Origin of the sequence: Streptacidiphilus melanogenes, from assembly GCF_000787835.1 — a bacterium.
Lineage (GTDB): Bacteria > Actinomycetota > Actinomycetes > Streptomycetales > Streptomycetaceae > Streptacidiphilus > Streptacidiphilus melanogenes.
On record NZ_BBPP01000020.1, the window covers coordinates 114,010 to 139,189 of the forward strand.

A 25,180-nucleotide genomic window follows, 5' to 3' on the forward strand; every position below is an offset into this window, starting at 1 on the left:
GTCGACCGCGCCTCCCACCAAGGGAGGCCAGCACGCGTTGAAACGCGACATCGGGCTGATCGGTCTGACCTGGACATCGGTAGGGTCGATCATCGGCTCGGGCTGGCTCTTCGGCGCGCTGTTCGCCGCCCAGGCCGCCGGCACGGCGGCGCTCGTCTCCTGGGGCATCGGCGCCGTGGCCATCATCATCCTGGCCTTCGTGCACGCCGAGCTCGGCGCGGCCTATCCGGTGTCGGGCGGCACGGGCCGGTTCCCGCACTACGCCTTCGGTACGGTGGCGGGCGCCTCCTTCGGCTGGTTCTCCTGGCTGCAGGCGGTCACCGTGGCGCCGATCGAGGTCCTGGCGGCACTGAACTACCTCTCGGTCCACGCGAGCTGGATCCAGACCGGCAAGAACCACCTGACCGGCGCCGGTTACGCACTGGCCGTCGCCTTCATGGCCTTCTTCGTCGTCGTCAACTGGCTCGGCATCAAGTTCCTGGCCCACACCAACAGCGCAGCGACCTGGTGGAAGATCGCCATCCCGGTGCTGACCATCCTGGTCTTCGCGGCCACCGCCTGGCACAGCAACAACTTCGGCTACCAGGGCTTCTCACCCTTCGGCTCGGAGGGCATGCTCTCCGCGATCAGCACCAGCGGCATCATCTTCGCGCTCCTGGGGTTCGAACAGGCGGACCAGCTCGCCGGGGAGAGCCGGAACCCGAAACGCGACATCCCCGTCGCCGTCATCGGGTCGATCCTGCTCGGCGCGCTGATCTACATCATGCTGCAGGTGGTCTTCATCGCCGCCCTGCCGCACAGCGCGTTCGCGCAGGGATGGGCCAACCTGAGCTTCACCGGCAAGACGGGCCCGTTCGCCGGTCTGGCCACGACGATCGGTGTGGGCTGGCTGGCGACCATCCTCTACATCGACGCGGTGGTCTCCCCCGCCGGCACCGGTCTGATCTACACCACCGCGACGTCCCGCGTCTCCTACGGCCTGTCCCGCAACGGCTACGTGCCGGAGGCCTTCGAGAAGACCACCAAGCGGGGCGTGCCGTGGTTCGGTCTGATCTTCGCCTTCGTGATGGGCCTGGTCGTCTTCCTGCCGTTCCCCACCTGGCAGAAGCTGGTCGGCTTCATCACCTCCGCGTCGGTGCTGATGTACGCGGGCGCGCCGCTCTCCTTCGGCGCCCTGCGCAAGAACGACCCCGACCGCTACCGGCCCTACCGGTTGCCGGGCGGCCACTTCTGGTCGCCGGTCGCGTTCATCGTCGCCAACATGATCATGTACTGGTCCGGCTTCGACACGTTGTGGCGGCTGGGCATCGGCATCCTGCTCGGCTACGTGCTGCTCGGCACGTCCGTGACGTTCAAGCTCAACTCCAAGTCGCCGCACATGGACTGGCGGTCCGCGCAGTGGCTGCCGGTCTACCTGATCGGCATCGGCATCATCTCCTGGCAGGGCCGCTACTGCAGCTCCGGACCGGCCACGACGACCTCGTGCGGTGCGGCGAACAACATCCCGCTCTGGTGGGACATGGTCATCATCGCGGGGTTCAGCCTGGCCATCTACTACTGGGCCCAGGCGGTCCGGCTGCCCAGGGAGGAGACCCAGGAGTACATCGGGGACGTGGAGGTCGCGGAGGAGCCCAAGGGCTACGTGGCGCCTCCCCCCGACTCCCCCTCCACCTGATCCCTGATCCCGGCCCGATCCCGGGCGACTCCGCTTCAGACCGCCTCGCCGCACCTCGGCGAGGCGGTCGAGCACGCTCCGCGGCGGCCCAGCGTCAATGCTGCGACGCGCGGCGTAGCCCAGACGGGTGATGGACGGCTCCGAAACGTAGTCGGCTGGCTACGATCAGCCGTGCGGAGCGGGCCCGCGTCGAGGCCGCCGCGCCTGCCGACGAGGAGCCGTCCGATGTCCCAACTCCCGGCCGACACCGTGAAGAACGCGGGGGTCGCGCTGTCCGCGCCGCAGTTGCCGATGCAGGCGGCGCGCTGCCAGTACGAGGGGCTGCCGATCCACGCCCGTCCGCCGTTCGGCGTGCTCCGCCCCACCCGCCGTATCCGCGAGCACGCGCGGATGCGGCTCGCGGGCGTGCCCGCGCGCGGACGGCCGTCCGCCTACGAGGTGGGCAGCTGGGTGACGGTCCGCAGCGCCGAGGAGGTCCGCGCCACCCTGGACGCGGGCGACCGGCTCGGCGGCCTCTGGTTCACCGGGTCCCAGTGGTCCTTCTGCGGCGGCACCTACCAGGTCGAGCACACCGTCCGCAGGATGCTGGACGACCACTACCGGATGCGCCGCATCTCCCGCACCGTCACGCTCCGCGGCGCCACGTGCGCCGGCGCAGGCCCCGACGACCAGGGCTGCGGCCTCGGCTGCGCCCTCCTCTTCCGCGACGACTGGCTGCGCCCGGCGAACGCCCCCGGGACGCCCCCCGCGCCGGAGCGGTACGCCACGGTCCGCAGCCTCCAGGAGATCCAGCAGACCCTCGGCCCCGACGGCACCCTCCTCGGCGTCCCCTTCCACGCCGCCATGGCCCGCTACGTGGGCCGCCGCCTGCCCGTGCTGCGCCAGGTCGTCCCCCGCGCCCTGCCGCGCTGGCAGTACCCGGTCGGCGAGTGGTACCAGCTCGACGGGCTCCGGTGCCTGGGCGAGCCGCTCGCGGGGCTCGGCTGCGACCGGCAGTGCGCCCTGCTGTGGCACCGGTCCTGGCTCGACCTCGAATAGCCCGGGCGGCCCCGGGCGGCGGAGCGGCCCTCAGCCGCGGTACGAGGCGCTGCGCGGCGCGTCCAGGCCCGCCAGGTACTCCTCGAACCTGATCCGCCCATACGGCTCCCCCGGCACCAAATTCTCCCCCGCGCGGAACGCGCCGAAGACCCGGCCGGGGACGCCCACCGGCAGCACGGGCCGGCGGCCACGGCCCGTCGCGGCGAGGTAGACCCGGGCCAACTCCCGCGCGTCGCGGACCTCGGGCCCCCCGATGTCGGGCGCGCGCCCGTCCACCGGCTCCGCGAGCGCCAGCTCGGCCAGCCGGACCGCGACGTCCCGGACGTCGATCGGCTGGAAGCGCAGCGCGGGAACCGGCGCCGCCGGCGCCTTCGCCGAGAAGGCGAAGAGCGCGCGCAGCAGGTCGTGGAACTGCGTGGCACGCTGGACCGTGAACGGGAGTCCGGACGCGGCGAAGACCTGCTCCGCGGCGAGCTTCGCCTTGTAGTAGCCGAACGGGATGCGGTCGACGCCGACGATCGAGACGTAGACGAGGTGCGGCGGCGCGGCGGCCCCCCGCGCCGCCGCGACGACCGTGCGCGCCATCGCCTCCTCCTCCCCACGGCGGAAGCCGCTCGCGCAGTGGATGACGGCCCGTGCCCCGCGCACCGCCTCCGCCGCGCCCGCGCCCGCGCCCGCGCCCGAGCGCAGGTCGGCGGTGGCCCACTCGTACGCCTCCGCCCCGCTCCCTGGACGCGGCCTGCGACTGACCACCCGCACGGGCTGCCCCTCCGTCGGCAGCCGCCCCACGACCGCTCTCCCGAGCACACCCGTCCCGCCGGTCACCACGATCCGGTCCTGGTCCATCCCCGCGCCTCGCTTCCGCTCCGAGCTGGTCTTCTCCAGTGTGGACAGGGCAGTCCCCGGAAACGTGACACGGCGGGGCGGCGCGCGTCGGCAACCACCCGAAATCCGTTGTCCGGGCGGATCTTGAGGCTGATAGCCTCCCCTGCCCGACGGGCCCGTGATCGGCCCGGGAGACAGAGGGGGACATACGTGAACCGACCGACGCGTCGTCACGGCCGGGCGGGCACCGCCCTGGCCGGACTGCTGCTCGCGGGGGCATCCGCGACGACGGCATCGGCGCAGAGCCCGACCGATCCGACGATCCCGACGCCGACCCTGCCGGCCCAGGCGGTGCACACCGTGCCCGCGAACGCGGACGGCTGCGGGAGCGACCCGGTGGGCTGGCTGAAGGACAGCGGCTTCGAGATCGGCGTGCCGCGCTCCACCCAGAACGGGATCAGTTTCCAGGGGGCCGTCCACGTCTGGGACCTCGACGGATCCCAGCAGGGCGACTCGGTCGCACCGCCGGAGCCCCTGGCGACCATCGCGGTCGCCTCACCGGCGAGCGTCACCTACCAGTCCGGCCACACGTACGGCTGGTACGCGCAGACCTACGACGGCAGCGCCTACTCGGAGCCGACGGAGTCCTGCTATTTCAAGGTCGACTCGACCCCACCGACCTCGCCGGTGATCACGAACCCGGACTTCCCGCCGGTCGGCGCGCCAGGGGAGCCGGGCAAGGCGGACGGCCAGCCCACGACCTTCACCCTCGCCGCCGGACACGACAACCTGCCGACCGGCTGCACGGACGCCTCGGCGCCCGACTGCGCCTCCAGCGGACTGGACCACTACCAGTACGCCCTCGACACCCAGAGCGGCTGGACGAACCTGCCAGTGGCCGCGGACGGCCAGGCGACCCTCACGCTGGCCCCGCACTGGGGGGTCCACACGCTGTACGTGCAGTCCGTCGACGCCGCCGGAACTCCGAGCCAGGTGCCCTCGGCCTACACGTTCTTCGTTCCCTGGCAGCTCCCGGGCGCGACCACGGCGAGCCTGACCGGCCCGGCCACCGCACCCCGGGCCGTCCCGCTGCACCTGGTCGGACAGCTGGGCGGCGGCTACCACAACCCCGGTCAGGTCCTCCACGTCACGCGCACCGACCTGCTGCACCCGCACGGCGTCGCCCTCCCCGACGTCGTGCTGGGCACGGACGGCACCTTCACGGTCACCGACGCCCCGCAGGTGGGCGGCGCGGACACGTACACGGTCAGCTACCCGGGCGACGCCGCCTACGCGCCGGCCACCGCCTCGGCCACAGTCCAGGTGAGTCGCACGGCCGCCGCGTTGTCGGTGGGCACGAACGCGTCCTCCTACTCCTACGGCGCCACCGCGACCGTCACCGCCCACCTCGGCACGACGTTCGACGGCCGTACCGTCTCGCTCTACGCGCAGCCGCACGGCGCGGCCAAGGTACTGCTGAGGACGGGCTCGGTCGACGCGAAGGGCAACCTGGCCGTCTCCTACCGGCTGACCTGCAACACCGTCTTCACGGCGACCTTCGCCGGGGACTCCCGCTACGCGCCCGCCACCGCCTTGCGCTCGGTGTCGACGGGCGCCGCCCTGTCCGAGCGGGTAACCGGCTCCTACGGCACGCAACTGCGCGGCGCGACGCGGTACCTGCTCGTGCACCACGGCGCTACCGCCTCCGTCACCGCCACGCTCACTCCGGCCGCGCCCGGCTCCTGCGTGCAGTTCGAGTTCCAGCGCTGGACCGGCGGGGCATGGAGGACGACCTCCACGACCACCTGCCACGCGGTCAACAGCGCGGGTGTCACCACGCTGGGGCTCGACCTGCGCGGGCTGACCGGGGCCACGCTGCGCATCCGGGCGGAGTACGTCCCGGCCGCCGGCGCGGCCAACGCGGCGACGTGGGGCGGATGGGCGTACCTGGCCGTCCACCCGTAGCGGGGCGCCCGCCCGCAGGACCGGATCGTAAGGTGGGGACACCACCGGTCCACCTCAGGGATCCACCGCCGCACCCACAAGGAGCGCTCTCCATGTCGCAGACCCCCACTCCCCCGCCCGGACAGGCCGAACTGGCCGCGGCCGTCGCCGGGCTGATGCCGCGGGCGCAGGCGGAGCTGGCCGAGCTGGTCTCGTTCCGGTCCGTCGCCGACCCGCGGCAGTTCCCCGTGGAGGAGTGCGAGAAGGCCGCGCGGTGGGTCGCGGACGCGTTGGGCGCGGAGGGCTTCACCGAGGTCGCGCTGCTGGACACCCCTGACGGGACGCAGTCCGTCTACGGTGTGCTGCCCGGCCCCGAGGGTGCGCCCACGGTGCTGCTGTACGCGCACTACGACGTGCAGCCGCCGCTGGACGAGGACGCCTGGGTCTCCCCGCCGTTCGAGCTGACCGAGCGGGACGGGCGCTGGTACGGCCGCGGCGCGGCCGACTGCAAGGGCGGCCTGCTGATGCACCTGACCGCGCTGCGCGCGCTCAAGGCGAACGGCGGCGTGCCGGTCACCGTCAAGGTGATCGCGGAGGGCTCCGAGGAGCAGGGCACCGGCGGCCTGGAGCGCTACGCCGAGGCCCACCCGGAGCTGCTGACCGCCGACGCGATCGTCATCGGCGACACCGGCAACTTCCGTGTCGGCCTGCCGACCGTCACCGCGACCCTGCGCGGCATGACCATGGTCGAGGTGGCCGTGCGCACGCTCGGCGGCAACCTCCACTCGGGCCAGTTCGGCGGCGCCGCGCCGGACGCGCTGGCCGCGCTGATCCGCATGCTGGACTCGCTGCGCGACGAGACCGGCGCGACGGTCGTACGCGGCCTGGAGGCGGAGGCCGCGCAGAGCTGGGAGGGCCTGCAGTACGGGGAGCCGGACTTCCGTTCCGACGCCAAGGTCCTCGACGGCGTCGGCCTGATCGGCACCGGCACCGTCGCCGACCGCGTCTGGGCGCGCCCGGCGGTCACCGTCCTCGGCATCGACTGCCCGCCCGTCGTCGGCGCCACCCCGTCGGTCCAGTCGGCCGCCACCGCGCTCGTCTCGCTGCGCGTGCCGCCGGGCCTCGACGCCGTCCGTGCGGAGGAGGCCCTCACCGCCCACCTCACGGCCGCCGCGCCCTGGGGCGCGCAGGTCGAGATCACCTCCCGCGGCCAGGGCCAGGCCTTCCGTGCCGACACCTCGAGCCCGGCGTACGCCGCCATGGCGACCGCGATGTCCGCGGCCTACCCGGGCGAGCAGATGCAGATCGCCGGCCAGGGCGGCAGCATCCCGCTGTGCAACACCCTCGCCACGCTCTACCCCGAGGCGGAGATCCTCCTGATCGGGCTGAGCGAGCCGGAGGCCCAGATCCACGCGGTCAACGAGTCCGTCTCCCCCGAGGAGCTGGAGCGCCTCTCGCTCGCCGAGGCGCTCTTCCTGCGCTCGTACGCGAAGCGCTAGTCGCGCACCGCGTCGGGCCCGGCTGCTTCGGAGCAGCCGGGCCCGACGCGTTCCGGCGGTCCGCCGAGGGGGCAGGTGCGGACGGTCAGGCCACAGCCGGGGTGTAGTGCTCGGCCTCGTCGCCCTCGACGACGTAGCTGCCCCGGCCGTCCACGCCCACGGGCACGTCTCCGGCGACGGTGACGCGGTGCAGCAGGCGCGGCAGGTCGCCGTAGTCGTCCGGGGCGTAGTGCTGGGTGGCGCGGTTGTCGAAGAGGACCACGTCGCCCGGGTTCCAGGCGATGCGGACGATGTTCTCCGGGCGCGTCACGTAGGACTGGAGCACCCGCAGCAGCTCCTGCGACTGCTCGCTGTCGAAGCCGAGCAGTGTGCGGGCGAAGCCGCCGATGAAGAGGCCGCGGTCACCGGTCTCGGGGTGGACCCGGACAACCGGGTGCGCGGTGCGGTACTTGCGCGAGACGAACTGCCTGCGCCGCTCCGCGGCCCGCTCGTCGCGCGGGACGGCGTAGTCGTACTCGTTGCTGTGGACCGCCCAGGCCCGGTCGGCGAACTCCCGCAGCGGCTCCGGCAGGTCCTGGTACGCGGCCTGGGAGTTGGCGATCAGGGTGTTGCCGCCGTAGGGCGGCACGACGATGCTGCGCAGCGTCGACGCCTTGGGGGGCGTGCGGACGAAGGTGACGTCGGTGTGCCAGCGGTTGGCGCGCTGTCCGGCCTCGCCGTCGACGGTCAGCACGTTGGGCTGCCCCTCGGCCGAGGGGACGGTCGGGTGGGCGGTGGTCAGCTCGCCGAAGAGCGAGGCGAACCGCTGCTGGCCGTCGTCGTCGAGCTGCTGGTCCCGGAAGACCAGGGCCTTGTGTTCGAGCAGGGCCGCGTTGATCTCGGTGACGAGCGCGGGGTCGAGCTCCCCGGTGAGATCGACGCCGAGGATCTCGGCGCCGATCCGGCCGCCGATGCGGCGGACGTCGAATCCGGTACTGGTGCTGGACATGCTGGTTCCCTTCTACGGTTGTACGGCTGAGCGTTCGTCGGACGGGTCAGGGGAGTCGCCAGGCGCCGAGACGGCGTTCGACGGCGACGAGCAGTTGGTTGAAGAGCACGCCGAGCACGGCGATGGTGACGATCCCCGCGTACATGTCGGGGATCGCGAAGTTGAACTGCGCGGAGTTGATCAGGTACCCGAGGCCGGCCTTGGCGCCGACCATCTCCGCCGCCACCAGCACCAGGATCGAGACGGCCCCGGCAAGCCGGATTCCGGTGAAGATGGTGGGCACGGCCGCCGGAAGGATCACCTTCTGGAAGATGCGCGGCGCCGACAGGTCCATGGACCGGGCGAGCCGCAGCAGCGTCGGGTCCACCTCCCGCACCGCGCTGACGGTGTTGAGCAGGATCGGCCAGGTGCAGGCGTAGAGGACGATGGCGATCTTCGAGGTCTCGCCGATGCCGAGCAGCAGGATGAAGACCGGCAGCAGGGCGAGCGCCGCGGTGTTGCGGAACAGCTCCAACAGCGGCCCGAGCAGCGCGGCGACGGGCCGGTACCAGCCGATCAGCAGCCCGAGCGGCACACCGACCAGCACGGCCAGGCCGAAGCCGCTGAGCGAACGGACCAGGCTCGCCTGGGTGTTGGCCCAGAGCTGGCCGTTCGTCGCGAGGGTCCACCAGTCCTCGACGACGACGGAGAACGGCGGCAGGAAGGTGGAGTCCACCAGCCCCACCCGTGGCGCGACCTCCCACAGCACGAGCAGCGCGACGATCGCGACGGACTTGGTGACGCCGCGCAGCAGCAGCCCCGCGAGGCGGCGGCCCCACCGGCGGCCACCGGGACATGCGAGTCGGCGGGCGGGCGCACGAGGCGCTGCCGCCACCGCCGCCGCGTCCGTGGGCCGCGCCGACGGGTGCACGACGGTGCCGCCCTCCGCCACCCGCGTGTTCGTGGTGCTGCTCATGCGACCGCCCTCTCCTTCTCCAGGCGCTGCGCGAGGGCGACCTCGTCGCGCAGCAGACTCCAGATCTCGTGCCGGTGCCGGGCGAACTCGGGACTGGAGCGCAGGTCGTCCGCCTCGTGACGGCGGGCGCCCAGACCGATCGGCACGACGTGCTTGACCCGGCCCGGCCGGGAGGTGAGCACGGCCACGCGCTGCCCGAGGTGGACGGCCTCGTCGATGCCGTGGGTGATGAAGACGACGGTCTTGCCGGTGCGCTCCCAGATCCGCAGCAGCTCGTCCTGGAGCGTCTCGCGCGTCTGCGCGTCGAGTGCGGCGAACGGCTCGTCCATCAGCAGCACGTCCGGGTCGTAGGCGAGGCTGCGGGCGATCGCGACGCGCTGGCGCATGCCGCCGGACAGCTCGTGCGGGTGCCGGTCCTCGAAGCCGGCCAGGCCGACCAGCTCCAGGTGCTCGCGGGCCCGCGCCGCCCGTTCACGGCGGGGGACGCCCGTCGCCTCCAGGCCGAACTCGACGTTGCCGCGGGCCGTGCGCCAGGGCAGCAGGGCGTACTGCTGGAAGACGATCCCCCGGTCCAGGCCGGGCCCCGTCACCGGGACGCCGTCGAGCAGCACCCGTCCGCTGCTGGGAGTGGTCAGGCCGCCGAGGAGGTCCAGCAGCGTGGACTTGCCGCAGCCGCTGGGCCCGACCACGACCAGGAACTCCCCGGCCGCGATCTCCAGGTCCACCCCGTCCAGGGCGACCAGGTCGGCGGCCCCGCCCCGCCCGGGGAAGACCTTTCCGACGTTCTCGAATGCGATCCTCGTCGTCGTCACCGTCTCAACTCCCGGGCCTGTAGCCGTTGTACGCGTTGGTGTAGAGGGAGGGCGCGGTGACCGACCCCTTGGGCACGGTGCCCCGGTCCGCGAGCCAGTCGAGCCAGAGCTGGAACTCGGCGTCGGTGATCCGGCCGCCGGTCTCGGCGACGCCGAAGGACTGGAAGTACTTCAGCGGCGCCGTGTTCTCGTTGCGCCCGCGCCTGCGGACGATCTCGGTCATGCGCGCCACCACCTCGTCGCGCGGGGTCCGCCGGGCCCACTCGATGGCCTTGGCGGTGCCGGTGACGAAGGTCCGTGCGGTGTCCGGGTTCTGCCGCAGGAAGCGCTTCGTCATGACGTAGGTGCCGGCGCTGAACGCGCCGAGCAGCTGGTAGTCGGTGAAGAGGGGCCGGATGCCGCCCTTCGCCAGTGCCGTGTCGCGCAGAATGCCGCCGAGCACGGCCACCTGGATCTGCTTCTGCCGCAGCGCCTGCTCGGTGCTGACGGGCGGCAGCACGACCGGCTCGACCTGGGCGATCTCGGCGGGGCTGAGGCCCTGCCGCTTGAGGTAGATGTCCAGCATCGCCTCGTCGTGCGCGCCGAGGGTGTTGACGCCGACCTTGGCCCCGAGCAGGTCCCGTCCGGAGCGGATCGGGCTGTCCTTGAGCACGTAGAAGCCGTTGTAGGAGTACTGGTCGACGCCGTAGTAGCTGATCACCGCCTGCACGGGTGCGTGGGAGGCGACCAGCTTGACCACCGCGCCGTTGAACGCGCCGCCGAAGTCGACCTGGCCGGTGGCGGCCGACTGGATGTCCTGCGGGCCGCTGATGGTGTCGCCCACCCAGTCCAGCCTCACGTCGCCGAAGTAGCCGAGGTCCTCGGCCAGTTCGGGCAGCAGCACCTGGCCGGCCCAGCCCTGGTAGCGCAGCTTCTTCGTCTGCCCGCCACCGCCCGGCTCGCCTGCGGCGGCGGCCCCGCACCCGGCCAGCGTGACAGCGGCGGCGGAGCCGCCCAGGAGGGTGAGGAAACGGCGTCTGGAGGCGTGCATGGCGAAGGACCCTTTCTCGGGGGAACGGAATTCGGGCAGGCAGAATTCACGGCAGGTCGGACGGGGAAATCCGGCGCAACGGCGGGCAACATTCGCGCAATACCGGCGCCAGGCGCGTCGGGAAATGAAAACGCCGCGCACGGGACACACGTGCGCGGCGAACAGGAAGGCCAGGTCAGCCAGGAGCGGCTACCGACCGGTCAGTTCACCGACCGGCGGCACAGAGGGCGCTCGCCTCGCGTCGCAGATCGACGTGGCGGCGCAGTGCGAAATTCGCGGACTGGCTCATGGGCGAAAGCGTCGCAGCAATTCCCACCCGTCGTCAATACATTCCGGGGCGGCGTCTCGCTTTTCGAGAATTACTCGGACTCCGATGTTTCCCCGTCGCCCTCCTCCTCGGCGTGGGCCCGACCCTGGGCGGTGAGGGCGGTGAGTGCGGACAGGTGGCACTCGAAGGCGCTGCGCCCCTTGGCCGTCAGGGACAGCCAGGTGCGGGGGCGGCGACCGACATGGCCCTTACGGACACGGACGTAGCCCAACTCCTCGAGCGCCACGGCAGCCTTGGACAGCGTCGGCGCGGCGATCTGGCAGGCGTCGGAGACGGTCGCGAAGTCCGCCTCGCCGCAGCCGGCCAGGAAGGCGGCCAGCTTGAGCCTGGGCAGCGTGCCGAACGCCTCGTCGGGCAGCGGGGAACGAGAGGTCTCGCGCACTACGGCTTGGTCCATCCGGTGAGTCGGTACCAGGTCTCCACACCGATGATCACACCGAAGGAGACGTTCCCCCAGTCCGGGCTGCCGGCCAGGTAGAACGCCCCGGCGACGAGGACGGCGGCCAGGAGGAACCAGCGGGACGCCCGGCGCCGGGAACGCGTCGCGCAGGTGTCCGACAACGGGACCAGCCCGCCGCGGCGCCAGCGGCGCACCAGCTCCGCATAGACGGCGAAGTGGGCGACGAGCAGGACGATCCCGGCGATGCCGCAGGCCGAGGCGGCCGCCTGGTTCCTGCCGACCAGATCGGACACCCCGACCGCGGCCATGGCCAGGCCGAAGCTGGCGCCCATGAAGCCGGGGAACCAGCGCGGGACGCGCGGCGGGGCAGCCGACCGACGGGTCTCCACGGCGATGCGCAGAGCCTCTTCCGGGCTCAACTCAGCAGTCATGCTTGAAGACTAGAGCATTTTGTTTCCAAAAGGAAAGTACTTTCCGTCAGCCTGGCCCCGCTATCGTTCCCGGGGTGACCACTCCCTACGACGCCTTCGCCGTCCGCTACGCCGAGCAGTTCCGCGACACCCTTCACGACCGGGTCCTGGAGCGTGCGCTGCTGCGCGCCTTCGCCGAGCTGGTGCGGACGAACGGGAACGGCGAGGTCGCGGACCTCGGCTGCGGCCCGGGCCACATCACCGCCCACCTGCGTGAGTTGGGCCTCAAGGCGTTCGGCGTGGACATCTCCCCGGCGATGGTCCGACTGGCCCGGGAGGCCAATCCGGGCCTGCGGTTCGAGCTGGGCTCGATGGCCGCACTGGACATCGCGGACGGCTCCCTGGGCGGGGTGCTCTCGCGCTCGTCCGTGATCCACACCCCGCCGCAGGACCTGCCCGTCGTCCTCGCGGAGATCGGCCGCGTTCTCGCCCCGGGCGGACACCTGCTGATCAGCCTCTTCGCCACCGACGATCCCTCGATCCCGTCGCAGTCCTTCGACCACACGGTGACGACGGCCCACCGGTGGTCGCCCGACCACCTGGCCGGAATGCTGCGGGACGCCGGAATGGGCGAAGTGGCCCGCACCCTCTGCGAGCCACAACCCACCGATCGACGTCAGTTCCGGGAGCTGCAACTCCTCTCGCGCAAGGGCTAGTCAGCCCGCCTTCGGCTCGCGCTCGTACAGCCGGCGCGACCAGACGTAGGAGACCGCCGCGACGCCCACGCACCAGGCGACCGTGACGACCCCGTTGTCGCCGATCTTCGTGCCGGTCAGCAGCCCGCGCAGGGTCTCGTTGACCGGCGTGAAGGGCTGGAACTCGGCGAACCAGCGCATGCCCACCGGCAGTGAGGAGGTCGGGACGAACCCGCTGCCGAGGAACGGCAGCAGCATCAGGAACATCGGCGCGTTGCTCGCCGTCTCCACGCTCTTGGACGACAGCCCCAGCCCGACACAGAGCCAGGTGACCGCGAAGGTCAGCAGCAGGATCACACCGAGGGCGGCGAGCCAGTCGACCGCGTTCGCGTGCGGCCGGAACCCGACGGCGATCGCCGCGCCGGTGACGACGGAGACGCCGATCAGCGTCTGGACGGTCGCGCCGACGACGTGTCCGGTGAGGACCGACGAGCGGGCGACCGCCATAGTGCGGAACCGGGCGATGATGCCCTCGGTCATGTCCTGGGCCACGGCGATCGCGGTGCCCTGCGCCGCGCCGGCCACGGCCATCAGGATGATGCCGGGGGCGACATAGGCCGCGTACGCCGCCCGGCCGCCGTGCATGCCGGGCGGCATCCCGCCGCCCAGGCCCGATCCGAGCGTGCCGCCGAAGACGTAGACGAAGAGCAGCAGAAAGACCAGGGGCATCATCGTGACCATGAGCGTCAACGATGGATAGCGCTGCATGTGACGCAGGTTGCGGCGCAGCATGATCCGCGCGTGCGCGAGGGCGTGGGATCGGGTGTCGTCGGTGTCGGCCGTGGGCCGGGTGGCGGTGACGGTGGTCATGGTCAGGCCCCTTTCCTTCCGGTGAGGGCGAAGAAGACGTCGTCGAGGTCGGGGGTGTGCACGGCGAGCGCCTCGACCTCGACCGAGGCGTCGTTCAGCCGCTGGAGCAGTGGCCACAGGGTGCTGACCCGGGCGTCGCCCGGCAGTTGGAGGGTGAGCCCCTCGTCGTCACGGCCGCCCGCCGGGCCGAGGACCCGTGCCGCGGCCTCCAGCTGGGCGCGGTCGGCGAAGGACAGCTCGATGTGGCCGCCGGGGATCCGCGCCTTGAGCTCGGCCGGCGTCCCCTCGGCGACGATCCGGCCGCCGTCCAGCACCGCGACGCGGTCCGCGAGCTGGTCGGCCTCCTCCAGGTACTGGGTCGTCAGCAGCAGCGTCGTGCCGGCGGCGACCAGGCCGCGGATGATGTCCCACATCGTGCGGCGGCTGCGTGGGTCCAGGCCGGTGGTCGGCTCGTCGAGGAAGATCACCTTCGGGTCGCCGACCAGCGTCATGGCGAGGTCGAGCTTGCGCTTCATGCCGCCGGAGTAGGTCGAGGCGGGCTTGTCCCCGGCCTCGCCGAGCTCGAACCGCTCGAGCAGCTCCTCCGCCGTGCGGCGGCCGACGCGCTTCGGCAGCAGGTGCAGATCGGCCATCAGCATCAGGTTCTCGCGGCCGGTCAGGTAGCCGTCGACGGCGGAGAACTGACCGGTGACGCCGATCGCACGCCGGACGGCCTGCGCTTCCTTCACGGCGTCCCGGCCTGCGATGCGGATCTCGCCGGCGTCGGGGCGCAGATAGGTGGTCAGCAGGTGGACCGCGGTGGTCTTGCCGGCCCCGTTCGGCCCCAGCAGGGCCAGGACCGTGCCCTGCCGGACCGTCAGGTCGATGCCGTCGAGCACGACCTTCTCGCCGAAGGCCTTGTAGAGGCCGCGGGCCGAGATCGCGGCAGTGTCGTCGTGCGTGGAGGTGTTCATCAGACCTGCTCCTCGTGGCGGAGGACGCGGCGGACGATGACGTCGCCGAGCTTGGTGGAGGCGTGGATCTCGACCTTGTCGGCCGGCTCGCCGCCCTGGGGCGCGGGAGCGGTGGCGAGGTCGCCCAGGACACTGCCGACGGTGGTGTCGAGGTCGAGGAGGGCGGCGCTGCCGTCGCGGACGCCGACCTCGACGCTGCCGTTCTGGGTGGTGGCGGAGACGTTGCCGCGCACGACCTCGCCGATGCGGACCTCGCCGTTCGCGCCGGTTGCGGTGATGTCGCCGAGGGCGCGCTCGATGTTCGCCGAGCCGTTGGAGACCCTGACACTGGCCGCACCGGTGACGAGGCCGATCCAGATCTTGCCGTTTCCGTTGGTGATGTCGGCGGTGCCGTCGACGGCGGTGAGCCGGATGTCGCTGGAGCCGGTGTGGATCTGGGCGTTGCCGACGACTTGGCCGACGACGACGCGGCCGACCCCGTTACGGAGGTTGACCGAGCCGGTCCGGTCGAGCTGGACGGCGCCGAGACCGGTCTTCACGGCGACGGTGCCGAGGGTGCCCTCCGCGTCGAAGTCGCCGAGCTCGGCCTCGCCGCGGACGTCGGAGCCGGCGGGCAGCTGGATCAGCACGTCGACGGACTCCGGCCGCTTGCCGCTGAAGTTGACGAACCGGCTGAGCGGCTTCTTGCTGACGATCCTGAGCGTGCGGGTGGTCTCGTCGTACTCGACGCGGGTGTTGTCCGCGGCCCTCGCGTCGGCGGGCTGGTCCGGATCGCTGGGCCGGATCTCGACGGTGGTCTCGGCGTGGTCGGAGGCGGTGAGGCGGACCTGGGCGACGTAGAGGTCGAGGACGACGGCGATCGGGGCGGGGGTGGCGAAGCTGGAGAGCGACATCTCGGGTTCCTTTGCGGAGGGGCTCGGAAGGCCCGGGCCGGCCGGGCCGTTCTTGATGGCTCAAGATTGGCACCACTCTGGCACCATTGCAAGCCCTTCTGGCTCATTTTGGCATCGCTGCAGCTCAGCGATGGTGCCATCTACGGGGAGGACTGGCACCACGTGGCACCACGAGCTGCGCCGTGCAGCCTCGGCCGTCACTGGGGGCCGATAAACTACTGGTCGGTAAATGCCATGCGCAGAACAAGGATTGGCCACTTCATGGTCGCCCCGCGTTCCCCTGCGACCAGGAGGGTCGGCTGCGGGCCGTCCCCGGCCCTCCCACCCGTCGTTCTCAGGCCAGGAGTTCGCATGCGAGGAATCCGCCGTCTCGTCGTCGCCGCCGCGACCGTCACCGCGGCCGCCGCGCTGGGCGCAGGCGTCGCCACCCCGGCGGGCGCCGCGACCGTGTCGCCCGCCGCCGAGGCGGCCGCCACGTCGGCTGCCAGGACGGCCGACGCCACTGTGAGCTACTCCCAGTGGCTGTCCGACGCGACCGCCGCCACAGCGCCCGCGCTGAGCTACCTTCAGCAGCGCGTCGCCGCGGGCACGTTCCACGGGACCCCGGCGATCGTGCTGGACATCGACAACACGTCGCTCGCGTCGTACTTCTACCCGACCACCTACCCGACCCCGGCCAACCCGCCGGTGCTGCAGCTGGCGCAGTACGCGGCCGCCCACGGCGTGAAGGTCCTCTTCGTCACCGCCCGCCCCGACCTGATCGACCTGGCCACCGAGATCAACCTCACCGCGGTCGGCTACACCGTCGACCACCTCTACAGCCGCAACCCGCTGCAGCTGCTGGAATCGATCCAGACCTTCAAGACGGACACCCGCAGGAAGCTGGTGGCCGAGGGCTACGACATCGTCGCCAACGTCGGCAACAACACCACCGACCTCGACGGCGGCTACGCCGACGCCGCGTTCAAGCTGCCGGACTACGACGGCCTGCTGTCCTGAGCCGTCCGACCCCCGAGGCCTGACCGACCCGCCGAGGCCGGCCCGCCGGGGTGACGCTCGCCACCCGCCGTCCCGGCACCCGCGTACTAGGGTGCCGGGGTGTGCGGATCCGGGACCAGGCCCCGGGGTGAGGAGAGCGAGCGGGTGCAGGGTGCGCTGCTGAACGGACGGTACGAGCTGCACGAGCCGCTCGGCACAGGCGGAATGGCGACCGTCTGGCGCGGCGTCGACCGGGTGCTGGAGCGTCCCGTCGCGGTCAAGGTGCTCAGCGAGGGCCTGGCCGAGGACTCCCGGTTCGCCGAGCGCTTCGCCCGTGAGGCGCGTCACGCCGCGAGCCTGGCGCACCCCGCCATCGTGACCGTCTTCGACACGGGCGAGGACGAGAGCGGCACGCCGTACCTGGTGATGGAGCTCGTCGACGGCCGCACCCTGGCCGAGCTGCTGGAGCGGACGCCGCGGCTGCCGGTCGAGCGCGCGGTGGCGATCGCGTCGGCGGTCTGCGAGGCGCTCCAGATCGCGCACGCCGCCGGGCTGGTCCACCGGGACATCAAGCCGGGCAACATCATGGTCGCGGACGGCGGCCAGGTGAAGGTCGTCGACTTCGGCATCGCCAAGGCCGGCAACGACGCGGCGCAGCTCACCGGCACCGGCTCGGTGCTCGGCACCGCCGCCTACCTCGCCCCCGAGCAGGCCACGGCCTCGGGTGTGGACGGCCGGGCCGACCTCTACGCCCTCGGCTGCGTGCTGGTGGAGATGCTGACCGGCCGGCCGCCGTTCGTCGGCGCCACGCCGGTCGAGGTCGCCTGGATGCACGTGAGCGAGCGGCCCGCCCCGCCCTCCTCCCTGCGGCCGGACATCCCGGCCGCGCTGGACGCGGCGGTGCTGGCGCTACTGGAGAAGGAGCCGGGCCGCCGCCCGGCCGACGCGGCGTCCGCCCGCACGGAACTCCAGGCGGCCGTGACCGGCCACGGCGCGGCCACCGCCTGGATGCCACCCGTCCCCGGCCCCGCGCCGCTGAACCGGACCATGGCGATGCCCCCGCTGGACCCGTCCTCCGGTCCGGTGCCGGCCGTGGAGCCCGCATACCGGTCCCGCCCCCGACGTCGACGGACCGGGCTGATCGCGGCCGCCGTCGTCGCCGTGCTGGCCTGCGTCGGCGCGGCGGTGGCGTCGCAGTCGTCCGGCTCCGGCACGCCGACGGCCGGCGCCGCCTCGGGCGCACCGGTCTCCGCGCCGCCGTCCGCCGCGCCCACCTCTGCGGCTCCCGCCGCCGCGGCGCCCTCGCCCAGGCCCACCGGCGCCGCAGGCATGATCGCGTCGCTCCGGGACGCCGTGGCGGCGGCGAACCTCACCGAGGCGCAGCAGCATCCGCTGCTGGGCGCGCTCGACAAGGCCTCCCAGGACCTGACCGCCCTGCGGCCCGGCGACGCCGCACAGGCGATCCACGACGCCCAGCGCGACCTGCGCAAGCTCTCCAGAGAGCATGCCGTCGACAGGTCCACCAACCACACCTGGTCGGTGAAGCTCGCTTCGATCAGCACGGCTCTGCGCAAGCTCGCCTCCGCCGACGGCCAGGACGGCGGCGGCGCCGGTGCGGGTACCGGTCCAGGCTGACCCTCAGCCGATGTACGGCTCGGTCCGCTCCCCGCTCAGCCCGTGGGCGATCCGCAGCCGCATCGACGGGTGGATGTCGAGCGCGTCCAGGTCCGCCGGGGCGACCCAGCGGACCTCCTTGGACTCGCTGCTGGTCCGCAGCCGACCGCCGACCGGACGGGCCCGGAAGCAGATCGAGAACTGCTGCCGGACCTCCCCGTCGTCGTAGGCCATCACGTGCTCCGGGTCGGTGTAGAGGCCGACCAGGCCCTCGACCTCCACGACGATGCCGGTCTCCTCCTCCACCTCGCGCACCACGGTCCGGGCGATCCGCTCCCCGATGTCGTGCCCGCCGCCGGGCAGCGCCCAGCGGTCGTTGTCGGTGCGCCGGATCAGCAGCAGGTCGCCCTCCGCATTGCGCACCACCGCGACCACGGAGGGCACGACGGAGTTGGCCCGCGGCGCGGCGGGGTCGCGGTAGTAGTCGGTCCTGGCCATACGGGCGATTCTCCTCCACATCTCCTCGGCTCCACATCTCCTCGGCTCCACGTCTCCTCGGCTCCACGAACCGGCGCTAACCGACGGCGTAGGCCCGGTAGCGGACCGCCTCGGGGAGGCGGCCGCCGGTGGCGACGGCGAGGGTGCGGTTGAGCCAGGCGTAGCGGGCGTCGCCGGTCTCGAAGCGGCAGAAGAGACGGAAGTAGTACTCGGCGGGGTCCACCGGCTCACCCACGGAGAGCCGGTGCAGGACCTCGGGCGGGCCGTGGCGCACGCCGCTGGTGCTGAGGCAGAGGTGCGCGCCGTCGTGGGTGCGGAGCGTGGACCGCGTGTCGATGCTGGCCATCCCGTCGGCGTGCAGCACCTGCCAGTCCGCGCCACCGGGGAGGATCTCGCCGGAGAGCCGAGGCCCCTCGAACGTCCCGCCGACGATGTTGATCACGCGCCGGCGGCCCCAGTGGGAGTCCCCCAGGTCGAGCAGCGGGTCGAGGCGGACGTCGAAGTCGGCGAGGTGCTCCAGGTTCACCGCACGCTCCACGAGGGGCGCTCGTTGAGCAGAGCCGGGTCGAAGCCCGCCGTGCGCTTGTAGGAGGCGGCGATCTCGGTGCGCTCCTCGAGCGGCACGACCTGGTCGATGTCGTCGAATCCCTCCGGGGCCCGCTCGTGGGCGAGCCGCATGACGATCTCCGGTCCCTGGCGCCGGTTGGCGAGCTGGAGTGCGGCGGTCGCCGGACGCCGCAGCGCCTCGTAGGCGGCGGCCCCGCCGGTCGTGGCGAGCGAGTGGGCGAGCACCCGGGCGTCGATGATCGCCTGGGACGCCCCGTTCGAGCCCACCGGGTACATGGCGTGGGCGGCGTCGCCCAGCAGCACCACGTCGTCCTTGGCCCAGAACGGCAGCGGCTCGCGGTCCACCATGGGGTACTCGTAGGCGGCCTCGGCCGCGGTGACGAGCCCGGGGACGTCGAGCCAGTCGAAGGTCCAGTCGGCGAAGTGCTCCACCACGGCGGCGAGGTCCGCGGAACGGTTCCAGTTGCCGCGCTCGGGCGGCTCGCCGTCGAGCGGGCGCTCGGCGATCCAGTTGACCAGCCGTCCGTCCCCGATCGGGTAGGCGACGAACTTCTGCGTGCCGTCACCCGCCATGATCATCGAGCGGCCGGTCAGGAACGGCTCCGCGCAGGTCGTCCCCCGCCACAGCACGAGCCCGTTCCACGGTGGCGCGCCCTCGTCGGGGAAGAGCGCGGCCCGGACGGCGGAGTGGATCCCGTCGGCCCCGACGAGCAGGTCGGAGTCGTGCCGCAGACCCTCCACGCGGGTGCCGGTCCGCACCGCGCGCGGGCCGAGCCGCTCGCGGACCGCGTCGAGCAGCATCATCTGCAGCGCGCCACGGTGCACGGAGTACTGCGGCCACCGGTATCCGGCGGCGAGCCCGCGGGGCTCGGACCAGATCGCCTGCCCGTACCGGTTGAAGTACGCGAGCTCGGCGGTGGCGACCCCGATCGCGGCCAGCCGCCCGGCCAGCCCGAGCTCGGTCAACTCCCTTACCGCGTGCGGCAGGAGGTTGATTCCTACGCCGAGCGGACGGATCTCCTCGGCCGCCTCGTGGACGACGACGTCCTCGAACCCTGCCGTGTGCAGGCTGAGCGCGGTGGCGAGACCGCCGATGCCGCCGCCCGCGATGGTGATCCGCACAGTGCCCTCCCGAGGGCCCTCGGAGTGATTGTTACGGCCGTAACAATCTCCTACGGAGTGGCCATGCGCAAGACTTCTGCCGTGGAACGCCCCGATCTCAAGTACGCCGCCTACGCCCGCGAGCGACTGGCAGCCATGCCGCCGCCCGCCGATCCGGAGGCCTTCTCCCTCGCCTACCACCTGCTGCACCTGTCCTACCTGGTGGTCGCGGACCTGGAGAGCCAGGTACACCGCCCGCGCGGCTGGACCCTCCCCGGCTTCCGGCTGATGTTCAAGCTCTGGCTGCTGGGACCCACCCAGCCGGCCCGGCTCGCGGAGATCTCGGCCATGTCCCGCGCCGCCGTCACCAACGCCGTCAACACCCTCGAACGCGACGGCCTGGTCGAACGGCGCCCGGTCCCCGACGACCGCCGCGCCGTCGAGGCCGCGCTCACCCCCAAGGGGGAGCAGGCGGTCCGGGAGGCCTTCGCCGACCAGACCCGCCGCGAGCAGCAGTGGTTCACCGCCCTCAGCCCGGACGAGCGGTCCGTCCTCACCGACCTGTTGGTCCGCGTGCTGGCCAACAGGCCCCAGGACACGGAGACCTGAGCCGCGGGCCCGGTCGCCGCCTGCCGTCCGAGACGGCAGGCCAGACGTCAGGGAACGACGTGGTGCCGACCCCCGGTGCGCGGGATGGTCGAGGGGTAACAGGTGCCTCGCGCGACGTCACCGCCGCGCGGAGAACAGGGGAGCACACGCATGACGGAAGCCGCTCAGGCCGCCGACTCGCAGGTCCGGCAGCAGATGGTCGACAACTGCCTCTGGGGGGTGCAGAACCAGGCGCAGATCCACTACGCCGAGACCCGCCCGATGCCCATCAACATCCCGAAGGGCAGCCTGCCCATCACCACCGACTGCTCGGGGTTCGCCACGCTGATGGCGAAGTGGAGCGGGGCCGGGGACCCGAACGGGAGCGGGTTCAACGGCCAGGGTTACACCGGCACGATGCTTCAGCACTGCCAGCACATCAGCGCGGCGGAGACGCTGCCCGGCGACCTCGTGGTCTTCGGCGCCGACTCCGGCACGCACGTGGTCGTCCTGGTCGAGAGCGCGGCCGGCGGGCTGGGCGCCATGTGCGTCTCGCACGGCCAGGAGGCCGACCCGATCAAGGTCTCGCTGGAGGTGGAGTCGAAGTCCCACGCCGGCCAGCCGCTCACCTACCTGCGCCTGCCGGACGCCGGCGGCACGCCCACCCCGCCGCCGCCCAGCTCGAACGGCAACCCGTTCTGCCCGCTCGCCGTGGACGGCAGCTTCGGGCCGCAGAGCACCAAGGCGCTGCAGTGGGTGCTGGGAGTCGCTACCGACGGCGACTTCGGCCCGGCGAGCAAGCGGGCGCTGCAGGCCCACCTCCACGTCGCCGTCGACGGCGAGATCGGCCCGATCACCGTGCGGGCGCTGCAGGCGCACGTCGGCGCTGCCCAGGACGGGCAGTGGGGGCCGAACACCACCAAGGCGCTGCAGACGTCGCTCAACGCGGGCCGCTTCTGAGGCCAGGCCCGGACCGCAGCCGCGGTGCGACGCAGATGCGGCTGGTCACCGGCGGTGAGGAGGGAGACTTGACCGCCGGTCGGGCCGAGGGGTGGCCGAGGCTGTCGCCGGCGACAGCCTGGCCACCCCGCTCGCGTTCACCGCTCGGGCGGTGCGACTGCCGCTCGGACGCGGTCACGGGCGCGGGTGCTGTCACGGGCCCGGGCCCCCGCGGGAGCACCGGTACGGGCACGAGCAGAGGCACGCGCTTCGGCGCCACCGGCGCGGAGGCGCCCTCGTCGGCCGGACCTGGGACCTCACCGTGCAGACCGGCCTGCTCCGCGGCGTAGTCGCGGAGCAGGCCGTTGAGGAGCAGGCGGCCGTGTTCGTCCTGCTCCACCAGGTGCGCCTGCGACAGGCGCGCCACCGCCGCGTCGAGCGCATCGGGGGTGAGACCGGCCGAGGCCGTGGCGGCCTGCCGGTCGACGGCCGTTCCCGGAGCGGTCCCGAGCAGTCGGAACACCAGCGCGGCCGCCGGATCCAGCCGCCGGTAGGACCACGAGAAGACCGCCCGGACGTCGGCAGCCGGGTCCCCGGCGGTGAGCACGGTCAACCGGCGCCCGCGCGCCCGCAGTTCGTCCGCCGTGCAGGCCAGGGGCCGCGCCGGACGCGTCTGGACGACGGCCGCGACCACGCCCAACGCCAGAGGCAGCCGGGCGCACCGCTCGACCAGCTCGCCCACGGCCTCCGGCTCGGCGGCCGCCCGTTCACGGCCGATCCGGTCCGCCAGCAGGGTGCGCGCCTCGGCGAAGTCCAGCACGTCGAGGTCGATCGGCCGGGCGCCCTCGACGGCGAGCAGGCCGGCGAGCCGGTCCCGGCTCGTCACGACGACCAGGTTGTACGAACCCCCGGGAAGCAGCGGCCGGATCTGGTGCGCGTCCGACGCGTTGTCCAGGATGATCAGCATCCGTCGGTTCGCCAGCGCGCTGCGGTAGAGCGCCGCCCGAGCGGCGAGGTCCTGCGGCAGCCGGTCGGCCGGGATGCCGAGCGCGTTCAGCAGTCCGTCGATCGCCTCGCTCGCGGTCATCGGCGCGCGGTCGCGGCTGAAGCCGCGGAGGTCGACGTAGAGCTGACCGTCGGGAAACCGCTCGGCCACGCGGTGCGCCCAGTGCAGGACCAGCGCCGACTTTCCCACGCCGGGCATGCCGCTGATCACCCCGATGCCCGCCGTTCCCGGCGCACCCCCGGCGTCCGCGACATCCGCAGCAAGCCGGTGCAGCGCCGCGAGCTCGCGGGCGCGCCCGACGAATCCAGGGACGGCGGCCGCCAGTTGGCGTGGAACCACCCGGTCGCCGTCCCGGGGGACCGCCGCGCCGTGCGCACCCGTCAGCCCGTCACTCGCCGGTCGGCCCCGAGCCGCGTCGACCAGTTCCGCGCGCCGCAGCCCGTCCAGGCCCAAGCCGTCGGCGAGCAGGTAGGCCGTACGCGGATACGGCCGTCGACGGCCGTGCTCCAGATGGTTGATGCTGCGCACGCTCACCCCGGATACCTCGGCCAGCTGCTGCTGCGTCAGCCCGGCGGCCGCCCGTAAGCGCCAGAGCGCGTCACCGAACCCGTCCGGTCTTCCGGTCTCCGGACACACGTCTCCCCTTGTCGTCATACCGTCCTCCGCCCCCGTAGCAGCATGACTCGTCAGTAGTATCACTCCGGACGAGCCGCTTGGTGGAACGGCCTTCGTAAATGTTCTCTGGGAATCGTGTGCCGACGACGGCTCGGCGTCCGCCGACCGGGGCGGTGGGTCAGTCCCGCGTGGCGTGCGCGGCGACACCGCCGAGGACGGCCTCGATGCCGTTGCGCAGACTGGCCAGTCGGGCGTCGACGACGGCCTCCTCCTGCTCCGGGTGAGCCTCCACGAAGGCGTGGACGGGCGTGCGCAGGTTGCCCAGCCGCATGCCGTGGACGAGCACCGTCCCGGCGCCGTCGGGCCGGAGCTCGTAGTGCCAGTGCGCGAAGGCGTCACCTGGCGCGGTGGCGACGTCCGGCAGCACCGCCCAGGCGAAGCGGTGCAGCGGCGCGTACTCGGTGATCCGGCTGACGGTCTGCCAGCGGCGGCCGTCCGGGCGGGCGTTGTGGCCCGCGAAGTGGGCGCCGATCATCGGTCCGGTGGCCCCCTCCAGCCACTCGGTGCGCTGGAGCTCCGGGCTGAAACGGGGGGACGTGGAGATGTCCGACACCAGCTCCCACACACGCTCCGGCCTCGCCGGGATGTTCACCTCGACCGTCACGCCGGGTCCGTCGGAAAGTCGCACTGCCGCCTCACTCCCATGTCTCTGTCGTCACACATGTCCTGCCGCCGCTCCGGTCCCTGGCCAGAGCCGCGTCCTGCGTCCTGCGTTTCATGTCTCGCGGGCTCTCACCGGGCCGTCCGCTCCCCCGCCCGCACCACGACCGCCGACGCGATCACACCGCGGGCGACCCGCCATCTCCCGGTCACCTTCGGCAGCGGCCCGGGTTTCGCGACCACCGCGCGGAAGCCACCGGCGCTGCCGTCGGCGCCCACCGAGAAGCCCACCTCCGCCTCAAGGAAGTCGAGTTCGCTGCGCGCCAGTGGATACCAGGCCTTGAACACCGCCTCCTTGACGCTGAACAGCACCCGTTCCCAGCACACCTCGGGCCGGGCTCGGGCCAGTGCCGCCAGGTGCTCCTGTTCCCTGGGGCCGGCCACCATCTCCAACACCCCGTCCGCGAGCGGTGCGTGCGGCTCAGCGTCGATCCCGAGCCCCGCCACGCCGTCGTCGCGACGGGCGACGGCAGCCGCCCGGTAGCCGGCGCAGTGCGTCATCGAGCCCACCGCGCCCGGCGGCCAGCGCGGCTCTCCTCGTGGGCCGGGCAGCAGCGGCACCGGTCTCAACGCCAACGCCTGGAGCGCCTGTCGGGCGCAGACGCGCGCCCCGGCGAACTCGTGCCGACGCTTCTCGCCGGCTCGCTCGACCGCCTGCGCCTCGGCCGGGAACAGCCCCGCCCGCCAGTCGCCGTCGCGCGGCCCGAAGGACTCGGCGGCCGCGACATACGGCGGCAGCAGGGATGCCAGCAGCGGTTCCACGCCACGGAGTCCGGCCGTCCCGCTCTCGGTCGTCGGCTCGCCCTGGTCCGCCTGCCGACCGTCCGCCTCAGGCGGTCCAGTCGGTTCAGTCGATGCCGCGATGGATGTGCGGCTCATCTCCGTTCTCCTCCTCCCCGGCGAGCAGCGCCCTCGGGGCCGCTGCCGACTCGGTTCGGTCCGTACCGGTGACGTCCATGTCCGTCTCCCTTCCTTGGTGCGGTGTCGCCTCCTGGCGGATCAGGTCAGCGCCAGCTGACCGGGCTGCGGTAGCCGCTGAGCCGTTCGAGGCGCCGCCAGCGGGCGCGGGGATGTCGGTTGCCGTGGGCGAAGCGCGGCTCGGCAGTCGGCCGGGCGGCCGCGCGGGCCATCAACACGGCGGTCAGTGCGGCCAGTTCCTCGTCGGTCAGGCTGCCGCGTTCGATCCTGAGATCCATCAGCACTCCCTCGAAACGCTGGGTCGGTTCACCGGGTCGGCTC

General features: G+C 72.6%; 26 protein-coding genes. 9 read left to right on the forward strand and 17 right to left on the reverse strand.

Going from position 1 to position 25,180, the window contains the following annotated elements; translation table 11 throughout:
- Positions 1-37 precede the first annotated feature (37 nt).
- Both TR49_RS21745 and TR49_RS21750 read left to right on the forward strand, forming a co-directional pair.
- Complete coding sequence (locus tag TR49_RS21745; RefSeq protein ID WP_236653479.1) at positions 38-1,675, forward strand: APC family permease; 1,638 nt, start codon at positions 38-40, stop codon at positions 1,673-1,675.
- 225 nt (positions 1,676-1,900) lie between these two features.
- The gene (locus TR49_RS21750) at positions 1,901-2,713 is read left to right on the forward strand and encodes a hypothetical protein (RefSeq protein ID WP_042383932.1); all 813 of its coding nucleotides are present in this window, start codon (positions 1,901-1,903) and stop codon (positions 2,711-2,713) included.
- Positions 2,714-2,743: 30 nt separating this feature from the next.
- Here the strand turns inward: TR49_RS21750 and TR49_RS21755 are convergent, their stop codons facing one another.
- Complete coding sequence (locus TR49_RS21755) at positions 2,744-3,559, reverse strand: SDR family oxidoreductase (protein WP_042383934.1); 816 nt, start codon at positions 3,557-3,559, stop codon at positions 2,744-2,746.
- A gap of 189 nt (positions 3,560-3,748) precedes the next feature.
- Here TR49_RS21755 and TR49_RS40230 point away from each other — a divergent pair, with 189 nt between their 5' ends.
- Together TR49_RS40230 and TR49_RS21765 are read left to right on the forward strand one after the other, a co-directional pair.
- Positions 3,749-5,503, forward strand: coding sequence for a hypothetical protein (locus tag TR49_RS40230; protein ID WP_052434514.1), 1,755 nt, complete (start codon positions 3,749-3,751; stop codon positions 5,501-5,503).
- A 92-nt stretch (positions 5,504-5,595) separates the two neighbouring features.
- Entirely contained in the window at positions 5,596-6,981 is a 1,386-nt protein-coding gene (locus tag TR49_RS21765) for a dipeptidase (protein WP_042383935.1), read from the forward strand.
- Positions 6,982-7,066: 85 nt separating this feature from the next.
- Here the strand turns inward: TR49_RS21765 and TR49_RS21770 are convergent, their stop codons facing one another.
- The 6 genes from TR49_RS21770 to TR49_RS21795 form a co-directional block, all read right to left on the reverse strand.
- Positions 7,067-7,969, reverse strand: coding sequence for a TauD/TfdA dioxygenase family protein (locus TR49_RS21770; protein WP_042383937.1), 903 nt, complete (start codon positions 7,967-7,969; stop codon positions 7,067-7,069).
- A 46-nt stretch (positions 7,970-8,015) separates the two neighbouring features.
- A complete protein-coding gene (locus tag TR49_RS21775) occupies positions 8,016-8,924 on the reverse strand; it encodes an ABC transporter permease (RefSeq protein WP_084725195.1) in 909 nt (302 codons plus the stop codon).
- Entirely contained in the window at positions 8,921-9,736 is an 816-nt protein-coding gene (locus tag TR49_RS21780; protein WP_042383939.1) for an ABC transporter ATP-binding protein, read from the reverse strand. The genes TR49_RS21775 and TR49_RS21780 overlap by 4 nt, the downstream gene beginning before the upstream one ends.
- A gap of 4 nt (positions 9,737-9,740) precedes the next feature.
- Entirely contained in the window at positions 9,741-10,766 is a 1,026-nt protein-coding gene (locus tag TR49_RS21785; RefSeq protein WP_042383940.1) for an ABC transporter substrate-binding protein, read from the reverse strand.
- A gap of 359 nt (positions 10,767-11,125) precedes the next feature.
- The gene (locus tag TR49_RS21790) at positions 11,126-11,491 is read right to left on the reverse strand and encodes a transcriptional regulator (protein WP_084725197.1); all 366 of its coding nucleotides are present in this window, start codon (positions 11,489-11,491) and stop codon (positions 11,126-11,128) included.
- Positions 11,476-11,925 (reverse strand): hypothetical protein, encoded by a 450-nt coding sequence (locus tag TR49_RS21795; protein ID WP_042383942.1) that lies wholly within the window; start codon positions 11,923-11,925, stop codon positions 11,476-11,478. The genes TR49_RS21790 and TR49_RS21795 overlap by 16 nt, the downstream gene beginning before the upstream one ends.
- 74 nt (positions 11,926-11,999) lie before the next feature.
- Between TR49_RS21795 and TR49_RS21800 the strand changes: the two genes are divergently transcribed.
- Positions 12,000-12,620: a class I SAM-dependent DNA methyltransferase gene (locus tag TR49_RS21800; RefSeq protein WP_236653480.1), complete on the forward strand. Its 621-nt coding sequence runs from the start codon at positions 12,000-12,002 to the stop codon at positions 12,618-12,620.
- Here TR49_RS21800 and TR49_RS21805 read toward each other — a convergent pair whose 3' ends face one another.
- Genes TR49_RS21805 through TR49_RS21815 form a run of 3 tightly spaced genes read right to left on the reverse strand, consistent with a single transcriptional unit; the run spans position 12,621 to position 15,315 of the window.
- Positions 12,621-13,469: an ABC transporter permease gene (locus TR49_RS21805; RefSeq protein WP_042383944.1), complete on the reverse strand. Its 849-nt coding sequence runs from the start codon at positions 13,467-13,469 to the stop codon at positions 12,621-12,623.
- Positions 13,470-13,471: 2 nt separating this feature from the next.
- Positions 13,472-14,422: a daunorubicin resistance protein DrrA family ABC transporter ATP-binding protein gene (locus TR49_RS21810; RefSeq protein ID WP_042383945.1), complete on the reverse strand. Its 951-nt coding sequence runs from the start codon at positions 14,420-14,422 to the stop codon at positions 13,472-13,474.
- A complete protein-coding gene (locus TR49_RS21815) occupies positions 14,422-15,315 on the reverse strand; it encodes a DUF4097 family beta strand repeat-containing protein (protein WP_042383948.1) in 894 nt (297 codons plus the stop codon). Before TR49_RS21815 ends, TR49_RS21810 begins: the two co-directional genes overlap by 1 nt.
- A gap of 351 nt (positions 15,316-15,666) precedes the next feature.
- Between TR49_RS21815 and TR49_RS21820 the strand changes: the two genes are divergently transcribed.
- Both TR49_RS21820 and TR49_RS21825 read left to right on the forward strand, forming a co-directional pair.
- Complete coding sequence (locus TR49_RS21820) at positions 15,667-16,314, forward strand: HAD family acid phosphatase (protein WP_042383949.1); 648 nt, start codon at positions 15,667-15,669, stop codon at positions 16,312-16,314.
- Between the two features lie 144 nt (positions 16,315-16,458).
- Entirely contained in the window at positions 16,459-17,928 is a 1,470-nt protein-coding gene (locus TR49_RS21825; protein ID WP_052434515.1) for a protein kinase domain-containing protein, read from the forward strand.
- Between the two features lie 3 nt (positions 17,929-17,931).
- On the opposite strand, the gene TR49_RS21830 is transcribed toward TR49_RS21825, so the two are convergent.
- The 3 genes from TR49_RS21830 to TR49_RS21840 all read right to left on the reverse strand — a co-directional run bounded on the left by TR49_RS21830 (position 17,932) and on the right by TR49_RS21840 (position 20,094).
- Complete coding sequence (locus TR49_RS21830; protein ID WP_042383951.1) at positions 17,932-18,405, reverse strand: NUDIX domain-containing protein; 474 nt, start codon at positions 18,403-18,405, stop codon at positions 17,932-17,934.
- Positions 18,406-18,481: 76 nt separating this feature from the next.
- Positions 18,482-18,931, reverse strand: a complete 450-nt coding sequence (locus TR49_RS21835; RefSeq protein WP_236653481.1) for a DUF3237 domain-containing protein — start codon at positions 18,929-18,931, stop codon at positions 18,482-18,484.
- Positions 18,928-20,094, reverse strand: coding sequence for a flavin-dependent oxidoreductase (locus tag TR49_RS21840; RefSeq protein WP_042383954.1), 1,167 nt, complete (start codon positions 20,092-20,094; stop codon positions 18,928-18,930). The genes TR49_RS21835 and TR49_RS21840 overlap by 4 nt, the downstream gene beginning before the upstream one ends.
- A gap of 63 nt (positions 20,095-20,157) precedes the next feature.
- On the opposite strand from TR49_RS21840, the gene TR49_RS21845 reads away from it, so the two are divergent.
- Positions 20,158-20,682 (forward strand): MarR family winged helix-turn-helix transcriptional regulator, encoded by a 525-nt coding sequence (locus TR49_RS21845; protein ID WP_042383956.1) that lies wholly within the window; start codon positions 20,158-20,160, stop codon positions 20,680-20,682.
- Positions 20,683-20,832: 150 nt separating this feature from the next.
- A complete protein-coding gene (locus tag TR49_RS40235) occupies positions 20,833-21,621 on the forward strand; it encodes a peptidoglycan-binding domain-containing protein (RefSeq protein ID WP_052434516.1) in 789 nt (262 codons plus the stop codon).
- Here TR49_RS40235 and TR49_RS21855 read toward each other — a convergent pair.
- The 4 genes from TR49_RS21855 to TR49_RS21870 all read right to left on the reverse strand — a co-directional run bounded on the left by TR49_RS21855 (position 21,602) and on the right by TR49_RS21870 (position 25,137).
- Positions 21,602-23,260 (reverse strand): helix-turn-helix domain-containing protein, encoded by a 1,659-nt coding sequence (locus TR49_RS21855; protein ID WP_084725199.1) that lies wholly within the window; start codon positions 23,258-23,260, stop codon positions 21,602-21,604. The genes TR49_RS40235 and TR49_RS21855 overlap by 20 nt on opposite strands.
- A 139-nt stretch (positions 23,261-23,399) precedes the next feature.
- Positions 23,400-23,885 carry an SRPBCC family protein gene (locus tag TR49_RS21860; protein WP_052434518.1) on the reverse strand — a complete coding sequence of 162 codons (486 nt, stop codon included), beginning with the start codon at positions 23,883-23,885 and terminating at the stop codon, positions 23,400-23,402.
- A 128-nt stretch (positions 23,886-24,013) separates the two neighbouring features.
- On the reverse strand, positions 24,014-24,820 hold the full coding sequence (locus tag TR49_RS21865; protein ID WP_084725201.1) for a 4'-phosphopantetheinyl transferase family protein: 807 nt from the start codon (positions 24,818-24,820) through the stop codon (positions 24,014-24,016).
- A gap of 125 nt (positions 24,821-24,945) precedes the next feature.
- Entirely contained in the window at positions 24,946-25,137 is a 192-nt protein-coding gene (locus TR49_RS21870) for an acyl-CoA carboxylase subunit epsilon (protein ID WP_042384041.1), read from the reverse strand.
- Positions 25,138-25,180: the final 43 nt, after the last annotated feature.